This window comes from Vibrio sp. RE88, from assembly GCF_013113835.1.
In the GTDB taxonomy this organism is placed as follows: Bacteria; Pseudomonadota; Gammaproteobacteria; order Enterobacterales; family Vibrionaceae; genus Vibrio.
The window spans coordinates 62913-80626 of the sequence record NZ_VTYQ01000015.1 but is presented as its reverse complement, the minus strand read 5'-3'; the positions used below and the strand labels follow the sequence as shown (position 1 = coordinate 80626).

Annotated in this window: 15 protein-coding genes and 2 pseudogenes; 9 read left to right on the top strand and 8 right to left on the bottom strand. The window is 44.6% G+C overall.

Annotated elements, in window-relative coordinates; translation table 11 throughout:
* Positions 1-451: 451 nt before the first annotated feature.
* The 3 genes from F0265_RS23040 to F0265_RS23030 form a co-directional block, all read right to left on the bottom strand.
* Positions 452-1507, bottom strand: coding sequence for a hypothetical protein (locus tag F0265_RS23040; protein ID WP_171750483.1), 1056 nt, complete (start codon positions 1505-1507; stop codon positions 452-454).
* A gap of 89 nt (positions 1508-1596) precedes the next feature.
* Positions 1597-3207 (bottom strand): D-arabinono-1,4-lactone oxidase, encoded by a 1611-nt coding sequence (locus F0265_RS23035; protein ID WP_171750482.1) that lies wholly within the window; start codon positions 3205-3207, stop codon positions 1597-1599.
* A gap of 65 nt (positions 3208-3272) precedes the next feature.
* Complete coding sequence (locus tag F0265_RS23030; RefSeq protein ID WP_171750481.1) at positions 3273-5114, bottom strand: carotenoid oxygenase family protein; 1842 nt, start codon at positions 5112-5114, stop codon at positions 3273-3275.
* A gap of 426 nt (positions 5115-5540) precedes the next feature.
* Here F0265_RS23030 and F0265_RS23025 point away from each other — a divergent pair, with 426 nt between their 5' ends.
* From F0265_RS23025 to F0265_RS23005, 5 genes are all read left to right on the top strand, one after another.
* Positions 5541-7172, top strand: coding sequence for a methyl-accepting chemotaxis protein (locus F0265_RS23025; protein WP_171750480.1), 1632 nt, complete (start codon positions 5541-5543; stop codon positions 7170-7172).
* Positions 7173-7209: 37 nt separating this feature from the next.
* Positions 7210-8427, top strand: a complete 1218-nt coding sequence (gene alr, locus F0265_RS23020; RefSeq protein WP_171750479.1) for an alanine racemase — start codon at positions 7210-7212, stop codon at positions 8425-8427.
* Between the two features lie 189 nt (positions 8428-8616).
* Positions 8617-8904 carry a hypothetical protein gene (locus tag F0265_RS23015; protein WP_095664037.1) on the top strand — a complete coding sequence of 96 codons (288 nt, stop codon included), beginning with the start codon at positions 8617-8619 and terminating at the stop codon, positions 8902-8904.
* Positions 8905-8990: 86 nt separating this feature from the next.
* A complete protein-coding gene (locus tag F0265_RS24640; protein WP_253809544.1) occupies positions 8991-10919 on the top strand; it encodes a hypothetical protein in 1929 nt (642 codons plus the stop codon).
* 256 nt (positions 10920-11175) lie between these two features.
* Complete coding sequence (locus F0265_RS23005; protein WP_171750478.1) at positions 11176-11691, top strand: adenylate kinase; 516 nt, start codon at positions 11176-11178, stop codon at positions 11689-11691.
* A 256-nt stretch (positions 11692-11947) separates the two neighbouring features.
* Here the strand turns inward: F0265_RS23005 and F0265_RS23000 are convergent.
* A pseudogene (locus F0265_RS23000) lies at positions 11948-12225 on the bottom strand (helix-turn-helix domain-containing protein).
* A 326-nt stretch (positions 12226-12551) separates the two neighbouring features.
* On the opposite strand from F0265_RS23000, the gene F0265_RS22995 reads away from it, so the two are divergent.
* Complete coding sequence (locus tag F0265_RS22995; protein WP_171750477.1) at positions 12552-13196, top strand: hypothetical protein; 645 nt, start codon at positions 12552-12554, stop codon at positions 13194-13196.
* Positions 13197-13317: 121 nt separating this feature from the next.
* On the opposite strand, the pseudogene F0265_RS22990 reads toward F0265_RS22995, so the two are convergent.
* Positions 13318-13572, bottom strand: a pseudogene (locus tag F0265_RS22990) (hypothetical protein); the annotation flags it as partial.
* Between the two features lie 111 nt (positions 13573-13683).
* Complete coding sequence (locus F0265_RS22985; protein ID WP_253809543.1) at positions 13684-14673, bottom strand: substrate-binding domain-containing protein; 990 nt, start codon at positions 14671-14673, stop codon at positions 13684-13686.
* A 274-nt stretch (positions 14674-14947) separates the two neighbouring features.
* Here F0265_RS22985 and F0265_RS22980 point away from each other — a divergent pair, with 274 nt between their 5' ends.
* The 3 genes from F0265_RS22980 to F0265_RS22970 all read left to right on the top strand — a co-directional run bounded on the left by F0265_RS22980 (position 14948) and on the right by F0265_RS22970 (position 16365).
* Positions 14948-15280 carry a hypothetical protein gene (locus tag F0265_RS22980; protein ID WP_171750475.1) on the top strand — a complete coding sequence of 111 codons (333 nt, stop codon included), beginning with the start codon at positions 14948-14950 and terminating at the stop codon, positions 15278-15280.
* A 105-nt stretch (positions 15281-15385) separates the two neighbouring features.
* Complete coding sequence (locus tag F0265_RS22975; protein WP_171750474.1) at positions 15386-15730, top strand: MerR family transcriptional regulator; 345 nt, start codon at positions 15386-15388, stop codon at positions 15728-15730.
* 59 nt (positions 15731-15789) lie between these two features.
* Positions 15790-16365 (top strand): NAD(P)H-dependent oxidoreductase, encoded by a 576-nt coding sequence (locus tag F0265_RS22970; RefSeq protein ID WP_216607968.1) that lies wholly within the window; start codon positions 15790-15792, stop codon positions 16363-16365.
* A 44-nt stretch (positions 16366-16409) separates the two neighbouring features.
* Here F0265_RS22970 and F0265_RS22965 read toward each other — a convergent pair whose 3' ends face one another.
* Both F0265_RS22965 and F0265_RS22960 read right to left on the bottom strand, forming a co-directional pair.
* Positions 16410-16718 carry a hypothetical protein gene (locus F0265_RS22965; RefSeq protein WP_171750473.1) on the bottom strand — a complete coding sequence of 103 codons (309 nt, stop codon included), beginning with the start codon at positions 16716-16718 and terminating at the stop codon, positions 16410-16412.
* A 115-nt stretch (positions 16719-16833) separates the two neighbouring features.
* Positions 16834-17613, bottom strand: coding sequence for a transporter substrate-binding domain-containing protein (locus tag F0265_RS22960; protein ID WP_171750472.1), 780 nt, complete (start codon positions 17611-17613; stop codon positions 16834-16836).
* Between the last annotated feature and the right edge of the window lie 101 nt (positions 17614-17714).

Here is a 17714-nt window from a genome sequence, read left to right as displayed (position 1 = left end):
CAAAATAACGAATAGGTCTTAATCTAGTCATAAATACAATTCTCTCATTTAGATGTCTCAAAAATGATAATATTAAACACAATAATAAAGTATTTACTCTAATTAAAATTCAAACACCAATTTGATTTTTAGTTAAAAACCAAAACATAGATCACAAACGTTTCTTATAGGAAACTTTAAATATTTTTCTGTTTTTATCGTTTGATCTAATAAGCCAGATGGATTTTTCAGGATAATTATTTAAATACGGTGTTCAGTTAAAACCAATACTTTAAAATTGACTAAATTAACAGGTTCTAATTTAGTGATTGTATTTAATATAAATATTAGCAAGAAAGAGGGTTGAATTAACTCAGGTCAACACCTGATATTGAGGAGAGCCTAGAACGAGGAGATAAGAGAGGTAAAACTTGGCTGGACGAAGCCCAACCAAGTAGATAGGCATTAAGGTCTATTCGTTAGGCAACTCATCGCAATAGAAAGGGCCACTGAACTCTAGTAATGCTTGAGGCATGTGTATCGACTCCTCCAATTGCCCAAAGTCATACAGAGAGAACTTTACATCCGCTTTCATAGACTTCATGTACTTTTGCTCGCCTCCGAAAATGATAACGGAAGGAAATTCAAGAGGATAGAAATCATCTAAATCAGATTTCGCTTCCATAACCATTTTGTACCTGAGTTTGTTCATTTCCACTTTTAGGTAACCAGCACAAGAATCATATTCACGTTTGACTGATAGATTTCCAATGGCGGGGTAGAAAATAAGGTCGTAGTTGTCTGAAATGTAGCGTCCAGCCCATAGCTCTATGTTGGAGTTACCAATTTTAGCGCCTGTGAACATGTAGTAGAGATCATCGGAGAGCCCCATACTATAAACCATGCCTGCACTCGACTCTTTGTCATACCAGCCTTTATCAACCTGAGCATAACCGCTTCCATACAAAGACACGTCACCATCATAGAAGCTGTATTGAATTGGTGTTCCTACAGTGTAAAGAAACCATTTCCCTCCGACACCGGGCAATTCTGGAATAATACCAAACGGGGTCTGCCCGGGATTTAATCCTCGCCAATAATGAGCATGCTCGCCATCCCAACGCATTGAGAAGTGGAAGTCATTGTAGGTCACTTCAACCGAGTCTTGATTAGCGACGACTATCCCCGGGATTTCATAGTGAAAAAGCGTCGCATCATCAAAACCTTTCATAATGAGCTCGTCACGGAAGATATCGTACTTAATGGTTTTTCCATTGAGTGGTGTAAAAGCAAGGTGAACGTACGCTTTGGGTGTTGGCTCATCAAAATCAGGCGCTATATAGCTCTGGAGGCTGATTTTGAAATAACCCACATCCGGTACCGCAACATTATAGAACCATTGTTCTGCCCAAGTTTTATCTGAGCTTGGTACATGTGGCCGAATATCATCTAAGGTAGTCGCAGACACAGTTAGACTCAGCAGAGAAAACGAAGCTGTGACGGCAAGCAAAATCGATTTGAGATTCATCGTCTGGTGTTCCTTTAAATCAATAGAGGATGAGTGTTTTGAGGCTGAATCGGCCACAAGGAGTTCTCCCCGTGGCCAATTGACAATAGCTAGCGACAAATACGAGCGTCGGTGAAATACAGCCCGGCCTGACATTGTGTTCCGGACTGACAGTGCTCATCTGACTGGCAGTAGCATTCCCCACGGACGTTACATCCTGGCGTTAAATAGTCATCCATAGGGATATCACCACTCACGCGTTCCCAGAAAGGATTAGTAAACACGTTGTAAGGATCGAGCTCGGCTTTCGCCTGCAAGAATTCTTGCCACATCGGGAATCGAGAAGGCATGTCCTCGAAGATCGCAACCGAGTTCTTGCCCCAATGAGGTCGCGCATCATACTTACGCAGTGACATCTGCTCTATCTCCAGATTCACAAAGTAATTCTTCGGCTCCTTTTTACCTTCTTGACGTAATGTGTACTCGATACCCACAAATGCGGTTTCGCGACCAGCACTCATACCAATATAGCTGTCTGACGCTTGACCAAATCGGAAGTAAATACCATTGAGAGGGAAGCAGGTTCTTGGGTGAGCCGCGACAATCTCTCGTACATCACGAATCCAGTCAGGCAAGCGCTCAATATCAATGGCCACTTCCTGAAGTGCGATAGGAAGCCTGTCCCAAATACATTTGTTGGGATCTTTACATTTGAAGTACTGCATTTGATCAGAGTAACCAATAGGTTCACTCACTTTTTTGCTCGTATGACTATCGCGGAAGTAAGACTTTGCTCTGGCGTTATAACGCGCAACGGCGGCTAGACATTGCAATCCAGTACCCGGAAATTCGTGAGCGGCATTAAACAGCAAGCCGAAGAAGAACTCTTCTGCATCAGACACATCCGCCTGAGCATTATACGCTTCGCCTTGCGTCTCCAGTGGAACAGGGTTGTACAAGGTGGTGGTATAGCGGCCAAGGCCTGGGAACCAAGCAATATTGGCTGAGTAGTTGCTGCGAGCGATGTCCAGAACAACATCTTCCAATCCGGAATCGTCACGATACCCTGTCACTTCTGCTTTGACTTTGAACGCTTCCTCGATAGCCAGCGTGACTTCAACGACGACACCCAGCACGCCCAAGTTGACGCGAGCAGCGTTGAGTAAATCGCCGTTTAATACACGAACGTCTCCCTGACCATCAACAACTTTAAGCTCAGTCACATAGTCCGCTAGCATATTGCTAGGTTTGTCTAATGTTGAGCCATGTGTACCACTGCCAAGCATTCCGCCGACGGTGAAGATGGCGAGCTCTGTGACCATGTTGATCGCGTAACCTTGTTCACGAAGAAAGTCGTTTAAGTCATTAAACCTCATACCCGCTTCAACCGTCACACGTTTGTTCGCGGCGTCGAAATGGACGATCTTATCCATGTTCTTGAGCGTGAGTTGAACTTGATCATCACCCGCGCAGGCGGCATCGATCTGGCTGGCAAACTTACGATTACCCGTCATCACTTTCTTGTCGCGTATCAGTGCATCTTTAACGATGGCCTGAACGCCTTCAATGGATTGTGGGTCATAAACCGCTTCAGGATGACAGGTATAGGTCCCTTGATAGTTGGAGATTTCGCGTTCGGGCTCGCTCGTTTGAAGCGCAAAGGCTGTTCCTAATGCAGCCGATATTAAAGTAGCGCCGAGCGCGAGAGTTCTTATTCTCATTAAATATTCCTTATTTAAAAGCATCGTGACATTGAGCTTCATCAGCTCGAAATTGAAATTTGCTATCAGCCAAATCGTGGCAATATTTGTTGTTCGATAACTTCTCGAACGGCACGTCGATGTTGAGGAACCCGACTGCGGAAGAACTCGCCAACATTGGCTTGGTATCCGTCAAGCGGCCTTGGCCCTATCTCTGGAACCCAAAGCGCATGATTCGTTGTCGCAAAATTGAGCTGCGAATGGCCTAAAATAGCAAGCGGGCCTTGAGCGAGGTTTTTCGCGTCAAAAATCCAGATTTCTTTACCGTTGCCAATGGTGTTGGTTGGCTCCTTACGAACTACCGCAGTAAAAACGTAGCCGTCATCTTGAGCGTAGCTATCGGGTCTCGACATAAACTGAGGCGTTCGCATTACACAGTCAGCAGGAAATTGATAAGCATCGGTGACTGCCATCTTTTGACAATCCATATGGACGAGCGCAGAAGGTTGGTCTTCTTGAGGTAACGAGTCATTAGTAAACAGGCGGTTAGGGTATTGCTCGTATGCATCCGCGACACGCTCAACAACATGGTCTTTTCGGTAACCCACAGCGGCCCAGTAGATATGGTCAAACTGCTCAGGGAATTGGAAATGACCTCGGTAAGCGGGATCATTCATATCCCAGAAAAGCTGGTCATCACGAATTAAACGAAAATCACCCGTAATTTCACGTACTGAATCAGATTGAACCTGAATGCGCGCGCGAACTAAGCCCCCGACATCCACCGGTGCGGCAGGATAACCTGCGAGCGAATCACTGACTCTTCCGCCGAAGAGCAATCTATCTCGAGTATATTGAGGCTCAGATTTATCCATCGCGCCCAGATATTGCCCATAGAGCGTAATTTCGTTTTCATGATCATCGTAATTACACATGACATCCGAGGTATCAAAGTTAAGCTCAATGTAATCTGCTGTGACAATGTCACGATTTGAGAGCAGGTCTTTCTTGCGGATAACCCATACAGGCGTGCGATGTTGCTGAGCGTAGACTGAACGGATGCCTATCATACGCAACGGCTCAACTTGTGCCGCTGTTTCAAAGATCAGAACATGATGGCGGGTGACACCCAGTGAATGCGCAGTCGCAGCAATAAATGCTGGTCGGCCATCTCGTCCGACGATATCCCAACCTTGAAGGGCGCTTTTCTTATCCCATTTCAGGAGTCGGATAAACCCATTCTTGGTGCCTGTATTTGAAACGTTACCGCCATAGTTGATGGTAAAACACTCGTCTGATTCGAGATCAAAGTATGGGTGACCAGTGGTCCGTACCTGAGGAAATAGCCATTTGCCTGGCGTCAGTGCGTCCATCCATGGCGGTAAACTGCTACGCCATTCATCGTAATGACCGATGGGTGTAATGAGATCTAATGTCTTCGCATCAAATTCATAAGGAACGCCGCCTTCGTAACTCAAAGCGAAACGGTTATCACCGAGATAGTTGGGCGCGGTATTACAGTAGTTCACAAATCCCATAGAAGGGCTGTAATACGCCATACCACCAAGCAATTTGAATCTATCAGGCCAATAGTGGATGTGCTGTTGCATGATAGCAGAGGGAGTGTCGATCATTTTGCGCATAAACGACACTTGCCCAAGGGAGAAATCCAAGCGGGTCAGCGCACCACGACCACTCGGGCTAAGGTGATCCCGTTCGAGTGGAATGCCTTCAGCAAAGAACACATGGCCCATGATGTCATCGGGTAATTGCCCGTAAAGCAGATTTAGGTTGCCCGAAGAGGGCGTGAAGTCGGCTTGCATTATCGACTCTGGGAAAAGTGAGTGATTCACAGTCGGTGAAGCGAACAGCTGCCCAGGCACGAGTGTGACACCCGCTAATCCCTTTAAAAAAGTACGTCTTTCCATAGCTCTCATCAATAAGTAATTGGATGCATATATTGGAAAGTAGATGAGATTTATAAAGTGTATTGAGGAATGTTAAAAATTATGAATTGTGGCAGAGAAGTGGTGCAATGACTCTAGTCGATTACACAGTGAAGCATCAATAACATACTGAAAACCTGTTACTTTTATCATTACTCAATTTTTGAAATTGTCTAGTGACAGCGTCACCAATTCGTTCTGACTACTATCTTTGCATAAGCATTGTCTATTGCTACTCGCTATTCACATTATCCTTGCCTATCTTTATTGAGTATTAAAACAGTATGAGTATTCAGCTGTGACTGGCTGTACTCGTGCTGAATAAAGAGTGTGTGTACCCCAAGTCCTTGAAGAGAGAAGGATGTCATACACAAGGCACTCTTAACTTAGATGTAAGGTACCTAACGTATGCATGTGAAGAACCTTTCGATTGGCAAGAAAATTGCCCTAGCGTTTGTCGTTATCGCCGTAATGAATTTGGGCTTCGGCTTTTTAATGCTGAGTGAGCTGAGGAATATTAAAGCCGAACTCCTCAACTATACCGACGATACACTGCCTGCTGTCGAGAAAGTCGACTCTATTCGAGACCAAATGTCGTTATGGCGAAGAGCTCAGTTCGCTGCCTTTGCGATGAGTGATTCAGCGAAAGTTCAGTCCACCATTTCAAGCAATGAGAACATTCGTCAGGAAATTAATAAAGGGCTCAGCGCGTACGGAAAGACCGTCTGGCCTGGTGAAGAAGAACAAACCTTCAAGCGACTTGATAAGAAGTGGCAAGGTTATCTGGCAACGATGGACTCATTCAATCAAGCCATGTCTAACATGGACAAGGAAACCGCTTACCCCATATTAGCGAACTCACTCGGTGAGTTTGAGAGCATCGAAGCTGACATTAATATCTTGGTCGACATTCTCAAAGGGGCAATGAGTAGCAACCGGGAAGCAATTTTGTCGTCAGTTGACGGCTTAAGCCGTTCAGCAATGATCATTAATGTTTTGATTGTCGTCGTCATGGTGATTATGACGATGTTTCTGACTCGACTTATATGCGGCCCGTTGGTCGTCGTGGTTAAACAAGCCAATGCGATTGCCGAGGGGGATCTTTCCAGAACACTGGATCGTTCTGCGATGGGTAACGATGAGTTAGGTGAACTGGCAGACGCTTCTACCCGAATGCAAAGTAACCTCAGAGAATTAATCAACCAGAGCGTCACAGTGGTTCGCGAGCTAGGACGCGCGGTCGATGAAATGACGCAAACTTCGAATAAGTCAGCCCGTGAAATGCAAGACCAGCAATCACAGGTCACCCATGTTGCTACGGCGATGGGGGAGATGAAATCTTCCGTCGCAGATGTAGCCCAAACCACCGAAGTCTCTGCTGAAAAAGCCAATGACGCGAATGGCAAAGTTCAGGAAGGGGCGCGCAATACCAAAGCAATGGTCGGTTCTATTCAAAATGTCGCACAGATCATGGGGGAAGCGGGTGAGAGCGTTGCCGAGCTTGAACAACAATCGAACCAGGTTAATACCATTGTTGATGTGATCCGAGACATTGCCGATCAAACCAATCTGCTCGCGCTAAACGCCGCTATTGAGGCAGCACGAGCGGGTGAATCTGGACGAGGTTTCGCTGTTGTAGCAGACGAAGTTCGTACACTCGCCGGGCGAACGCAGGACTCAACCAGTGAAATCACGGCCATCATCGAAAAGCTTCAGGCTATTGCCAGCCAAGCAAAAGAAACGACGGATCGCTCTCGTCAGCAGATCGAAACTTGTGTCGAGCAAGGTAATCAGTCTCAAGAACTTATGACCGCGATTCGTGGCTTCATCTCAGAAATTGCCGATATGGGAACGCAAATAGCCAGCGCGTGCAATCAGCAGGACAGCGTAGCTGAGGAGCTCAGTTCAAATATTGAGAGCATTAACATGTCTGCTCAGTCTGTTTCCGCTGGCTCTGAAAGTACCGCGCAAGGCTGTCAGGAACTCAGCCGCTTATCCGCTTCGCTCCAGCAAGCGATGGGCAAATTCAAACTGGATTAGTGAGACAGACGAATACAGTCTGGAATAGGGAGGTTTTATGGTTTTCCGCACAACACTGGTTTCACTTGCAGTCGCATCAGCACTATTTCCGATGGGTTCCATGGCGGCACCTTTAGCATTACCAGACTCGCCGCCAGCAATGAACCAAGTACAACAATCGAACGCTTGGCTTGAGATTAGCTTAGGTCAATTCAAGCAAAACATGGCGGAGTTTCGGTCTCATCTCAGCAGTCAAACCAAGCTTTGTGTGGTGATGAAGGCTGATGCTTATGGCAACGGAATACGCGGCCTCATGCCGACCATTCTTGAGCTCAATGTTCCTTGTATCGCAATTGCAAGTAATGCTGAGGCAAGGACCGTTCGAGATAGCGGGTTTGAAGGCCAGTTAGTTCGCGTTCGCTCAGCTGATATTCAGGAAATCGAACAAGCAATGGATCTTGATGTTGAAGAACTTGTCGGGAGCTTGGAGCAGGCAAATCAGATCAAATCTCTAAGCACAAACAAAACCATTAAAGTCCATTTAGCGTTGAATGATGGCGGCATGTCTCGAAATGGGATTGATATGAGCACCGAAAAAGGTAAGCAAGAGGCGCTTGATATTGCGAAGCACCAAGGCATCGACATCGTCGGTATCATGACGCATTTCCCAAATTATGATGCTGATGAAGTGAGAAGCAAACTCGCCGATTTTAATCAAAGTTCGGCGTGGCTGATCGAAAACGCTAACTTGAAGAGGGATGATGTTTTACTCCATGTATCAAACTCTTATACGGCATTGAACGTTCCTGAAGCACAACTTGATATGGTGAGACCCGGCGGGGTGCTGTATGGCGATCTGCCAACTAACCCGGAATATCCCTCAATTGTTAGTTTCAAAACCCGCGTAGCGTCTTTACACAATGTTCCTGCCAATTCTACCGTCGGCTATGACAGTAGCTACGTGACCAAACGTGACAGTGTATTGGCCAATTTGCCCGTGGGGTACTCTGATGGTTACCCGAGAAAAATGGGGAACCGGGCCCATGTTATCGTGAATGGGCAGCGGGCTCCGGTTGTAGGGAAAACATCGATGAACACGACGATGGTCGATGTTACTGATGTGAAAGGGGTGATTACGGGACAAGAAGTCACACTGTTTGGCCAACAAGCAAACGCGCAAATTAGTGTCGGAGAAATGGAAGAACACGCCGAATTGATATTCCCAGAGCTTTACACCGTTTGGGGAGCCGCAAATCCAAGACTTTATATACCGTAACCAAGATCACACAAAGTCGTTCAAAGCCAGCGTTAGTCAACCATTTAGATAAACTTCAAATTGGCTATAAACGCTGGCTATATATGGTGTTGGCGACATCATTATTTCTTTTTAGACTTTTTCATTTTATATTCAATCAATTTAATATAAGAATAATGCTTCTTTAAACCTATTGTCAGGGAGACAAATATGGAAAATGAAGCAGCTGCGATTATTGCCAAAAGCTCACCTCAACAAATCGCGACCGGCGAGCTGGTTGTCCTCAAAAACACCATCAAGAAGTTCTGTAAAGGCCCTATGCGATCTGAACTCATGAAGTTGGCTAATTCAGAACTTGGCGCACTCTGCTCTAAGATCACTGCTGAGCGCATGCCAGTTTATCAAGCGAAGATCACTCACCTAAAAGAACTTGCCAAGTGCAACAATCAGTTGAGGCTAAGAGACGAACTACGAGAAATCAGAAGTACAGGCATTTAACCCGATTTAATCAAGCAAGGACGTTAACCGCCTGATAAAAGAAATATTACAACAATAAATAACCACAACATCATAGGCTAATTAGCATGCAGTACGAGAATAATAGAAAAGTCGTGAGAGCGGGGTACGCCCCAATTGAAGAAGAGCAAGATGGCGCCAACGCCCAACCTCAACAACCAGTACAAGAGACGCCTGATCCTGAACCAGAATATGAAATCAACGTAAAAATCCATTGCACGAACGAGGAGCTTAACTCTCTCCAGACTGGACAATGGTCTTTGGGGCGCACTGAGCTTGAAGCGCCAGTGTCACAATGGGGGAAGGATGAAACACCAGAGAAAGAAAGTGTTCTGACAGCTCATTGCTTTCAAAATGAAGAAAAGGTGCTTCACCATGAACTCTTCGCCAAACATCATACGACTTGCTTCGACGTTTTACCTAAACCCAAAGGTACCAAACACATTAACGCCGAATTTATACCTGTAAAGTTAGCGATAAAAGCAAACGAGAGTAAACTGGCGTTTCCGACAGAGGGCTACTTTTATCACTTCGTTAGTGGGAAGCTAAGCCGTGAATATTGTATAGCTGGAGAAGGGCGTTCAACGTTTCAGGCAACCTTGTCTGAAGCCTCGAAACTGAATGACGATCTGTTATCGCCAAACCAGTTAACGAGTGTCTTACTGCCATATAAACGAGAAGATGCACCAGCACCCGATCAACATTTTCTATATCGCTTGGAAAAACTTAGCCAAGATCAGCTAAATACGGTTACCACTCAATGGCTCGACGAACACGCACTTAAACTGGAAATGGACGACATTGTTGCCGCAAGAACGTCAGCATTAGAGAAACGACCTGAAGCAGAGCAGGGCGCTGAAGTATGGCCACCTTTAAAGCAGTTTAAAGCCGTTCACCCATTTGGCGATATATGGGGACAATTCAAACAACATAAGCTCAGTGAAACCATGGTTAATGTCATGCAGAGTCATTCGATTCCTGACAAAGTTCCAGTATTGATCCTCCCAATCACGGAAGAGGAACAGCTTGCTGAGACTGTCTTAGATATCTTTTCTAAGGTCGCTGGAGTTGGCATTGGTAAGAGTAAGAGCAAATCTATTCCACAAACCATTCATCGTTTCTGGTCTGGTGGTGCAATGAGCCAGGAAGCGCTGCATGTACTCACTGATTCCATCGATAAGTCTGAGGGAAGCCAGTTTAAACACTGCATTTGGCATTCATCTTCACTAGAACAGGAACTTAAGAAACGCGAGCTGATCCAAGTGGAAGTGATTGATACGCGCGAGACACAAAGGGTCGTACTTCGAGATTACGGCTATGATACTTGTGACATCGATGAGCTATTTGAGCCGGACCCAACACAAAGCACTTTTGATCGCTTAAGAAAGAAACCGTTGCCCAAGCCTAAACCCGGTGTACTGACCAAGTCTGAATTGCTCAAAATGGTGAAAGCAGCGTGTGACCATTTGCAAAAAGGTGGGAGTGACAAGTGGGATGGCATTAAACATTTTTCCGACATCTCTCGTTTGATTTACTTAAAAGAAAAAGGCGGCCATCATTTTGATGTGGACTTTGGCTTAGGAAACATGAACTTCGAGCAAAGTTACTATCACAATGATGAAGGAGGCACTGTTCCGTTAATGGGTGCAACCACTTCTGTAAGTAGAGACAGAATCAACGAGCACCTGCAGGTTGTTCATCCTAGTAAACCGCAGGATCTTTCCGCTAAAAGCTACCGTGATTCTGTTGTGCAGGTAGCAGAACAGGCGATGATGATGTCAGGTATGCTAAATGGCATTATCGCTACCAGTGCACAGAACCCTAATGTTGTTGAAGGTATAGAGACCCTCAGGACTTATGTTAGGAGTGGAGACCTATCAAGTGGCATGGTGGCAAATCGGAAGTTGCTCGGTGATACTCCTAACGGCTCGGCTTATACCATTCCACCTTATCTCATTGATTTAGAACACATTACAGCGGAGTCAGATTCTCGATAATCTCATTGTGCAGAATGACTAAGATCTTTACCTGAGCAGAACCGCTCAGGTAAAAACTCATTTATAAATTGACATCGCGATATGTGTATATAAGTATGAAAGTATGAATAGAGATCTTAAACGCGACTCAAACCGAATTATCATCATTCCATAGGAATGGTGGGAATCAGTACGCGTTAGATTTTTAAAACCCACCGAATCGAGGTGGGTTTTCTGTATCTGCCTCGTGGGATCAGTCCTACAATAAGGAGGTAACATGAAGAAAATCGCAGTTTTCGGCAAGCCAGGAAGCGGTAAATCAACGCTGAGCAAACAGTTGGCACGCGAGACAGGCATTGAATTGCATCAACTTGATTCGATCGTCTACAAGAAAAATGGTGAGCACGTCGATGCAGCGACGTTCAAAGAAGCCCATAACAATATACTCGAAACCGAAAGTTGGATAATCGACGGACTTGGGCCAATAGAGTCGTTCAACCAGAGATTAGATGAAGCGGACACCTTGGTTTACATCGATCTTCCGTACCTCACGAGTTATTGGCTAGTCACCAAGCGGCTTTTAAAAGGATTAATCGTTAAACCTGAAGGTTGGCCAGATGGAAGCTCAGTCTGGAGTGGCACAATCCAAAGTTATCGATTCTTAAAACTCAGTCCAAAGTTTTGGAATGACAAGTTCATACAAAGGTTAGAATCCATTTCAGAAAACAAATCTCTACACGTCATCCGATCCATTTCAGAGTTAAACAATTTTGCACGTGACTACGGTAAGTAAAGAACTTAAGAAGGCTCGTAATATACAGCTTAATCATCGATAGATGGTTAAGTTGTATATTAGGTATTTTATGGTAAATCCAATTATGTTGAATGGAATTCAAAAAAGAGAGGAGCTATGGCAATAAACAAGTCAGATTTCACGTAGATGAATACGTCATTTAACATAATATGCATAATGCGCACTAAGGGAGGCAAAAAAGAAAGGTAACTTTGTACGTTAATTCAATCAGTTACCTTTACTTTTTGTCTCTTAATCAAGCTGACTTTTTTGTTTCTGTTAAACGTTCGATTGCTTCTACAACACGCTCATTTTTGGAACGTTCAGCCAGTATCGCCAACAATGTTAAGTCCACATCTAAACCCAACATATCTGCCACTTCACAAACGATATCGTCACTCATGACGCCGCCTTTTCGCCTCGCCAGTTCTGTACTGATGTGTGGCTAATGTCCAACAATTTAGCTACTTGTCGGTCACTATCCAGCTTGAACTCTACAATTAAGCGTTTCAAAAGATCCATTGTAGTTATCATTTTGGCACCTCCTGCGTGGAGTATAGCGTATGCCACAGGTGGACAATACACTTGCCACCGATACTCCAAATGATCTTTAATCTATATGTCTGAGTTGAGCTAAGTATTTGAGATGCTTTGTAGATACGCGGACACGTCAAGCCGGGAGGCTTTGCGATTCATCATATATTTGGCATTAGATCCAAAACTTATCCCCCCATAGTGATTCGAAGCGCTTATGGGGGGAATCCGAACGATGAATTGCAACCTCTTAAGTATTGATCGGATAGATAAGAATTGAATCAACTCATTGTCAGATACAAGCAAAGATTAGGCTTTAGCCCCGCATGAATTACGATCCATTACAGCATAACGAACAGCAGAGAAAGAAACGCCAAGAGCGTCCTTTGTGTCGTCTGCATTACTCTGTAATGATGCGAATCCTCAACAATCCTTCATCCTCAGCCGCTTTTCTCACAGAGAACGGCCGCGCCAGTCAGCAAAGCATGGTAAACGATGTTGCGCGCTTTATGTATGTTCTTGTCAACGAAATGTGCCTGACTACGGGCAAAATTGGCGTCGATACGCAACATGGCTTTCTTTTGAGAACCTGGGGTTACATCGGGAAAGAACTGAATATGCCTGAATGGCGTGTTAAGCAGTGCAAAGATTATGCAATTCGAAAAGGCTGGATAACCTCAGTACAGCCTCGAGAGCGTTATACGGGTAAAGATAACCTCGAAAAGTGGCGCGGCTTAGCGTCGATTAAGAAGATCACCGATAAATACTTTGCTGATTTGGGTATGCTGAAAGAGCGTCTTGAAGCGAAACAAAAGGCACGTAAGTATCTCAAGAAACGTGCGACTCAATGGCAGCGCCCTATTAAGTATATTCTCACTCCCATCACCCTACTCGCTCGTCGCCGCAAAGAGCGCCTGCTTACGTCTAGCCAAGTCACACAACTACCCGAAACTCCCCCAATCCCGATATAAGCGCCCTGGTCTTGCTGCACTTTCTTTATCCAGTTGATGTCGGTTTTGAGCGCTGCAATCGTGCCCGCGCTTGAAACCACGCCGGTGATTAGTGAAATGAGCATGGCTTCCAGTAGTCCCATCACTGCCCCCTGAACTTGCCTGAGAAGAACTCGAGCAGATAACGCACCATCGCCCGCATGCCAAGCGTATCAATGACGACGGCGCCCACCACATACCAATACGGTTCGGGGATATTCTGCAGAGCTTCAAAGCCTTGTTCGACATAGGACGCATAGTCAGGGATAAAAGAAAGAATCAGCGGGATAAACACCACAAGCAGGATAAATTCGTCTTTGAAGCCTCGCTCTTTAATGCTGACTTCATCGAGACTGCTGGTTGGATTTCGCCTCTTTTTGTAGCCGCCTGATGTTTCTTCTGGTCTAGTTTGGCGTTAAATTATGTTCTCTTGGAACTTATACAGCTGTAAATACTTACATCCCTGAAGTTAATTCTTAGTACAGCTCTGATAGTTGTCGGGTGTGCAGTAAGTCATCGGGATGTACATCACCTCCTCTACAGCTTGTTTGTTCACAAGCTTGTAGAGGGTCAATATTGCTTGCTTGCCCATCTCATAGGGGTTTTGGCCGACATTGCCGTGCGCTAGGTTGTCTTTTAAATACACGAGTTGTTCTTGGGCTGTGTCTGCAGTGATGATAACGATGTCTTTGTCGAGTATGGCCTGTTTGTGAGGGGTAACGACATCTCTATACTCTTCTAAAAACTGAGTCCAGCCCCCTACGGCCACGATGGCGTTAATTTCACGCTCCTGATAAGAGTTGAGTACGTTTTTGAGATCCTCGAGTGCTCTTTCGAACTGACCGAAGTTGTGAAGTGGTTTACTAAACTCCGTCCAGCCGTTCTCTCCTTTTAGGCGCTCACCAGGAGGTAACGCGTATTCTTTACCTGATAAGGCGGAGCGTATTCCCATCACTCTGAGATTTAAATTCGGCGAATCAGGTCGACCGCTTTGAATAATGAGAGTCCCGCCGCTCGGGAGTTGAGACTTAAGTTGTTCACCCAGTGCTCTTCCTAGATCAAAATCGTTAGTGCCTATATAAGCCGCTCTTAAGTCTGGGTAACTGGTTAGAGTTTCTTTCGAGAAATCGGCATCATAAGTGATCACAGGAATACCAAGTTCTCGCACTTTCTGCATACTGTGCTCAAGCATAAATTTGCCCTGAGGAACCGCAATAGCAATACCGTCTACGCCTTCATCCAGCAAATCAGAAATGATTTTGTCTTGCTTACGTATATCAACACTTTTGGGGCCTCGATAAACGCATTCTACATTATTGAGTTCTTTTGCAGCCGCCATGCACCCTTCTCGGCTTGCTTCAAAAAATGGGTTGTTCTCTTCTTTGGGTACGACGGCAAAGCGCAGTGGCTTTGCCTCAGAAAGGCTAGCAATACTGATTAACAGAGTGAAAATAGTCATGTTTCTTATGCAGCTAATCATGCCAACCCTACCCTTATATGATTTAGAATTTTACCTGTATTAAAAAGTTAGCTCATAAAGCGAATTTTTGGAGTGAACTTAAGTAGCTATCACATCTATCTTGGCTATGTAAATCTATGTAAGCATGACTTTTTCATATTCAATTATTTTGATAAAGTTCGTTGTTATTGCGTTCATGTATGCATAGTGACTCACAATATGAGTAAAAAATGCGCATGACTATATTGCATCTATAGACAACGGATTATCTCGAATGGACACCATTAACCAGCCAGACAGTAAAGCCATTGCTTGTGAAGATCATTTGATCATCTGGTTCTGGGAAGCCCATATGCATAAGAAAGGCTTGGCACAAAAGGCCATTTTGGCGGAGCTGAGAAGGCTTGGAGATCTATTGGTTAAAATTAGACATGATAGAACCAATTTTTTGCTGCCAAGTTCCCGACTTGAGCTAGTGAATGACATCGTACAACACACCTTATTACTCGGTGACAAATTTTACGAAAAGCATGAGTATTTTGTTAAGGAGATACGTGAGCTGATTGATGAACATTATAAGAACCATTTATTTGTAGAGTACGTGTAATTTCTCTACTTGGTAGCAACACATCATCGACCTTCTTTGTGAAAATGCCCCATCACATTTTCATCATCGTTGACCCTTAACCACTCATACGTTCCCAGAGGTTTCATGTTTATAGGTGAAGTTTCCCGAAAAACAGGCTTGTCGATAAAAGCTATCAGGCTTTACGAAGAGTTGGGGCTTATCCAAACGCCACAACGCCAAGGGCGTTACAGAATCTACAAACATTCAGATGTGGATATTCTTAACCTTATTGTTCAGGCAAAGCATCTCGGAGTTAAGCTTTCTGAGCTTAAGGGCATCATCGTCTACAAGAATAATCAAGTTGACTGGCAGCGCATTGAAAGCTTTCTGGTAGAGGTAAGAGAAAGATTATTGCGAGAACAAACGCTACTTGCCGAAAAGCTTAAAAATGTAGAGTCCTGTATTGAAGCGATCAATTCATGTGAATAGTGGTTGACTCTCCCCCTATGGGCAGACTTTACACTCATCATCCCACTCAAAGGAGAAAGATGATGAAAAACGTATTAATACTCAACGGTAACCCAAAGCGACAAAGCCTTTGCCACACAATATCTGATGCTTATCAAAGCGGTGTGGCTGCTGCACATCACGTTCGTCGATTTGATTTAGAATCAATGACTTTTGACCCTGATCTATCTGGAGGATACGACTCTTCGAAAACTCTTGAGCCTAGTTTGCAGGAGTTTCAAGAGATGCTTCTCTGGGCAGACCATATCACGATTGTGAGCCCAATTTGGTGGGGCGGCATACCAGCTAAGCTTAAGGGCCTGATCGACCGTTCTCTTCTACCTGGATTCGCTTTTAAATATGAAAGTAACAACCCAAACGTAATTCCACTATTAGAAGGTAAAACTTCTCAATTAATTCTGACTATGGATGCTCCAGAAGAGTACGATCAAATGCAGGCAGCCCCAATTTTGGCACAACTGAATCAGTTTACGCTTCAATTTTGTGGGATAGAGTGTTTCGAGCCGGTTTTTCTATGTTCTGCCAGTTTTGTGGATAACGACAAGATCGTGGATTGGCAAGCAAACGTGCACGAAATAGCATCTCAAATGGTTTAGCTGTTTGGGCGAATAACATTAAACGTTATTCGCCTATTAACCATCTACTGAGTCTCAATTTTATCAATGTTGTTTAGAGTGCAAGACTCAGTACCTGCGGGTGAAGTGACTACCACCTTTTGAAAGCCAACAACTAAATTGTGCTGCACAGTACCACTTTTGTATGTCACCACGTCAGCACTGTTAATCCCCTTTGCTTTTACGTCCTTTTTCCCTTCGGCAGAAGTACAAACCATAGTGCACCCTCCCATTTTACAGGTGATGTGAGTCATGAACTCAATGTTTGGATTATTCGCCGCCATCGCTGGAAACGCGGAGCTGATGAGTAGAGCAACAAGAGATGTTTTTTGCATAATTTACCTAATTGGCATTTGCGACGTAAAGGAGAGCAGTCTATCTCTCACTTATCGCCTGTTCAACACGTATTACATAAGGATAAGAGTGACGGTGTCACTATGGGTGTGTATGTTATTCTAGATACTTATCTCCTTGATTAGAAAAGGTATCATCTCTCAACTCTTCAATTGCATTCCAGATTTTACTCGCCAATTCAGGGTTCACATCAACAAATTCGTGGCTCAATACTAAGTAGTAATCCTTCGTTGTGATCGCAGGTTGTACCTGCTTAATATTGCTGACTTTCTGGCTACTCAAAAACTGCTGAGCCATCGTATCCTGAACGGCTATGGCGGATAAACGATCCAATTGCAGCATATTGAACAACTGCTCGGTCGTTTTTACTTCGTGGACTTTTAGCTGTTTCTTCTTTAGCTCTCTAACAATAGAAAAGCCTAAGTGCGCACCGACCTTTTGATCGGTGTCTGCTAGGTGATCGCCATCCCAATTTAGCTGCTTGTCGTCAAGTGTATAGAAGTAATAGCCAATGGTAGCGATACGTTTACTCCCATCCGGTTTGCCATCGCTTGTTGGATAGCGAGCATATTGCGCCCGTTGTGAGTTATAGGAAAATATGAATCCTCCATCGACTTTCCCTGCCCCGATATCTTGCAAAACACGTTTACCCGGAAGGCGCGTATACTCGATGTTAAGGTCCAACTTCTTGGCAACTTGGTTAAGTACATCCAACGCTAATCCCGGTGGATTGGCAACGTCAGCACCATTTCCCATTTGAAACGGATAAGATTCAACGTCTGAGTAAGCCAGCCTGATCGTTGTTGTGGCTGAAACATGAATGGAAATAGAAGCCATCGCCAGAAAGAGGCACAGTTTGCGAGTAAGTTGATTCATACGCTCTACCTTTCACTTAACTAAAGAAAGCATAGAGCGTGATCGTGTGAATGTCCTATAAATTCTTCGCAGATACAAACACGTAGTTTGCTGATGGCTTT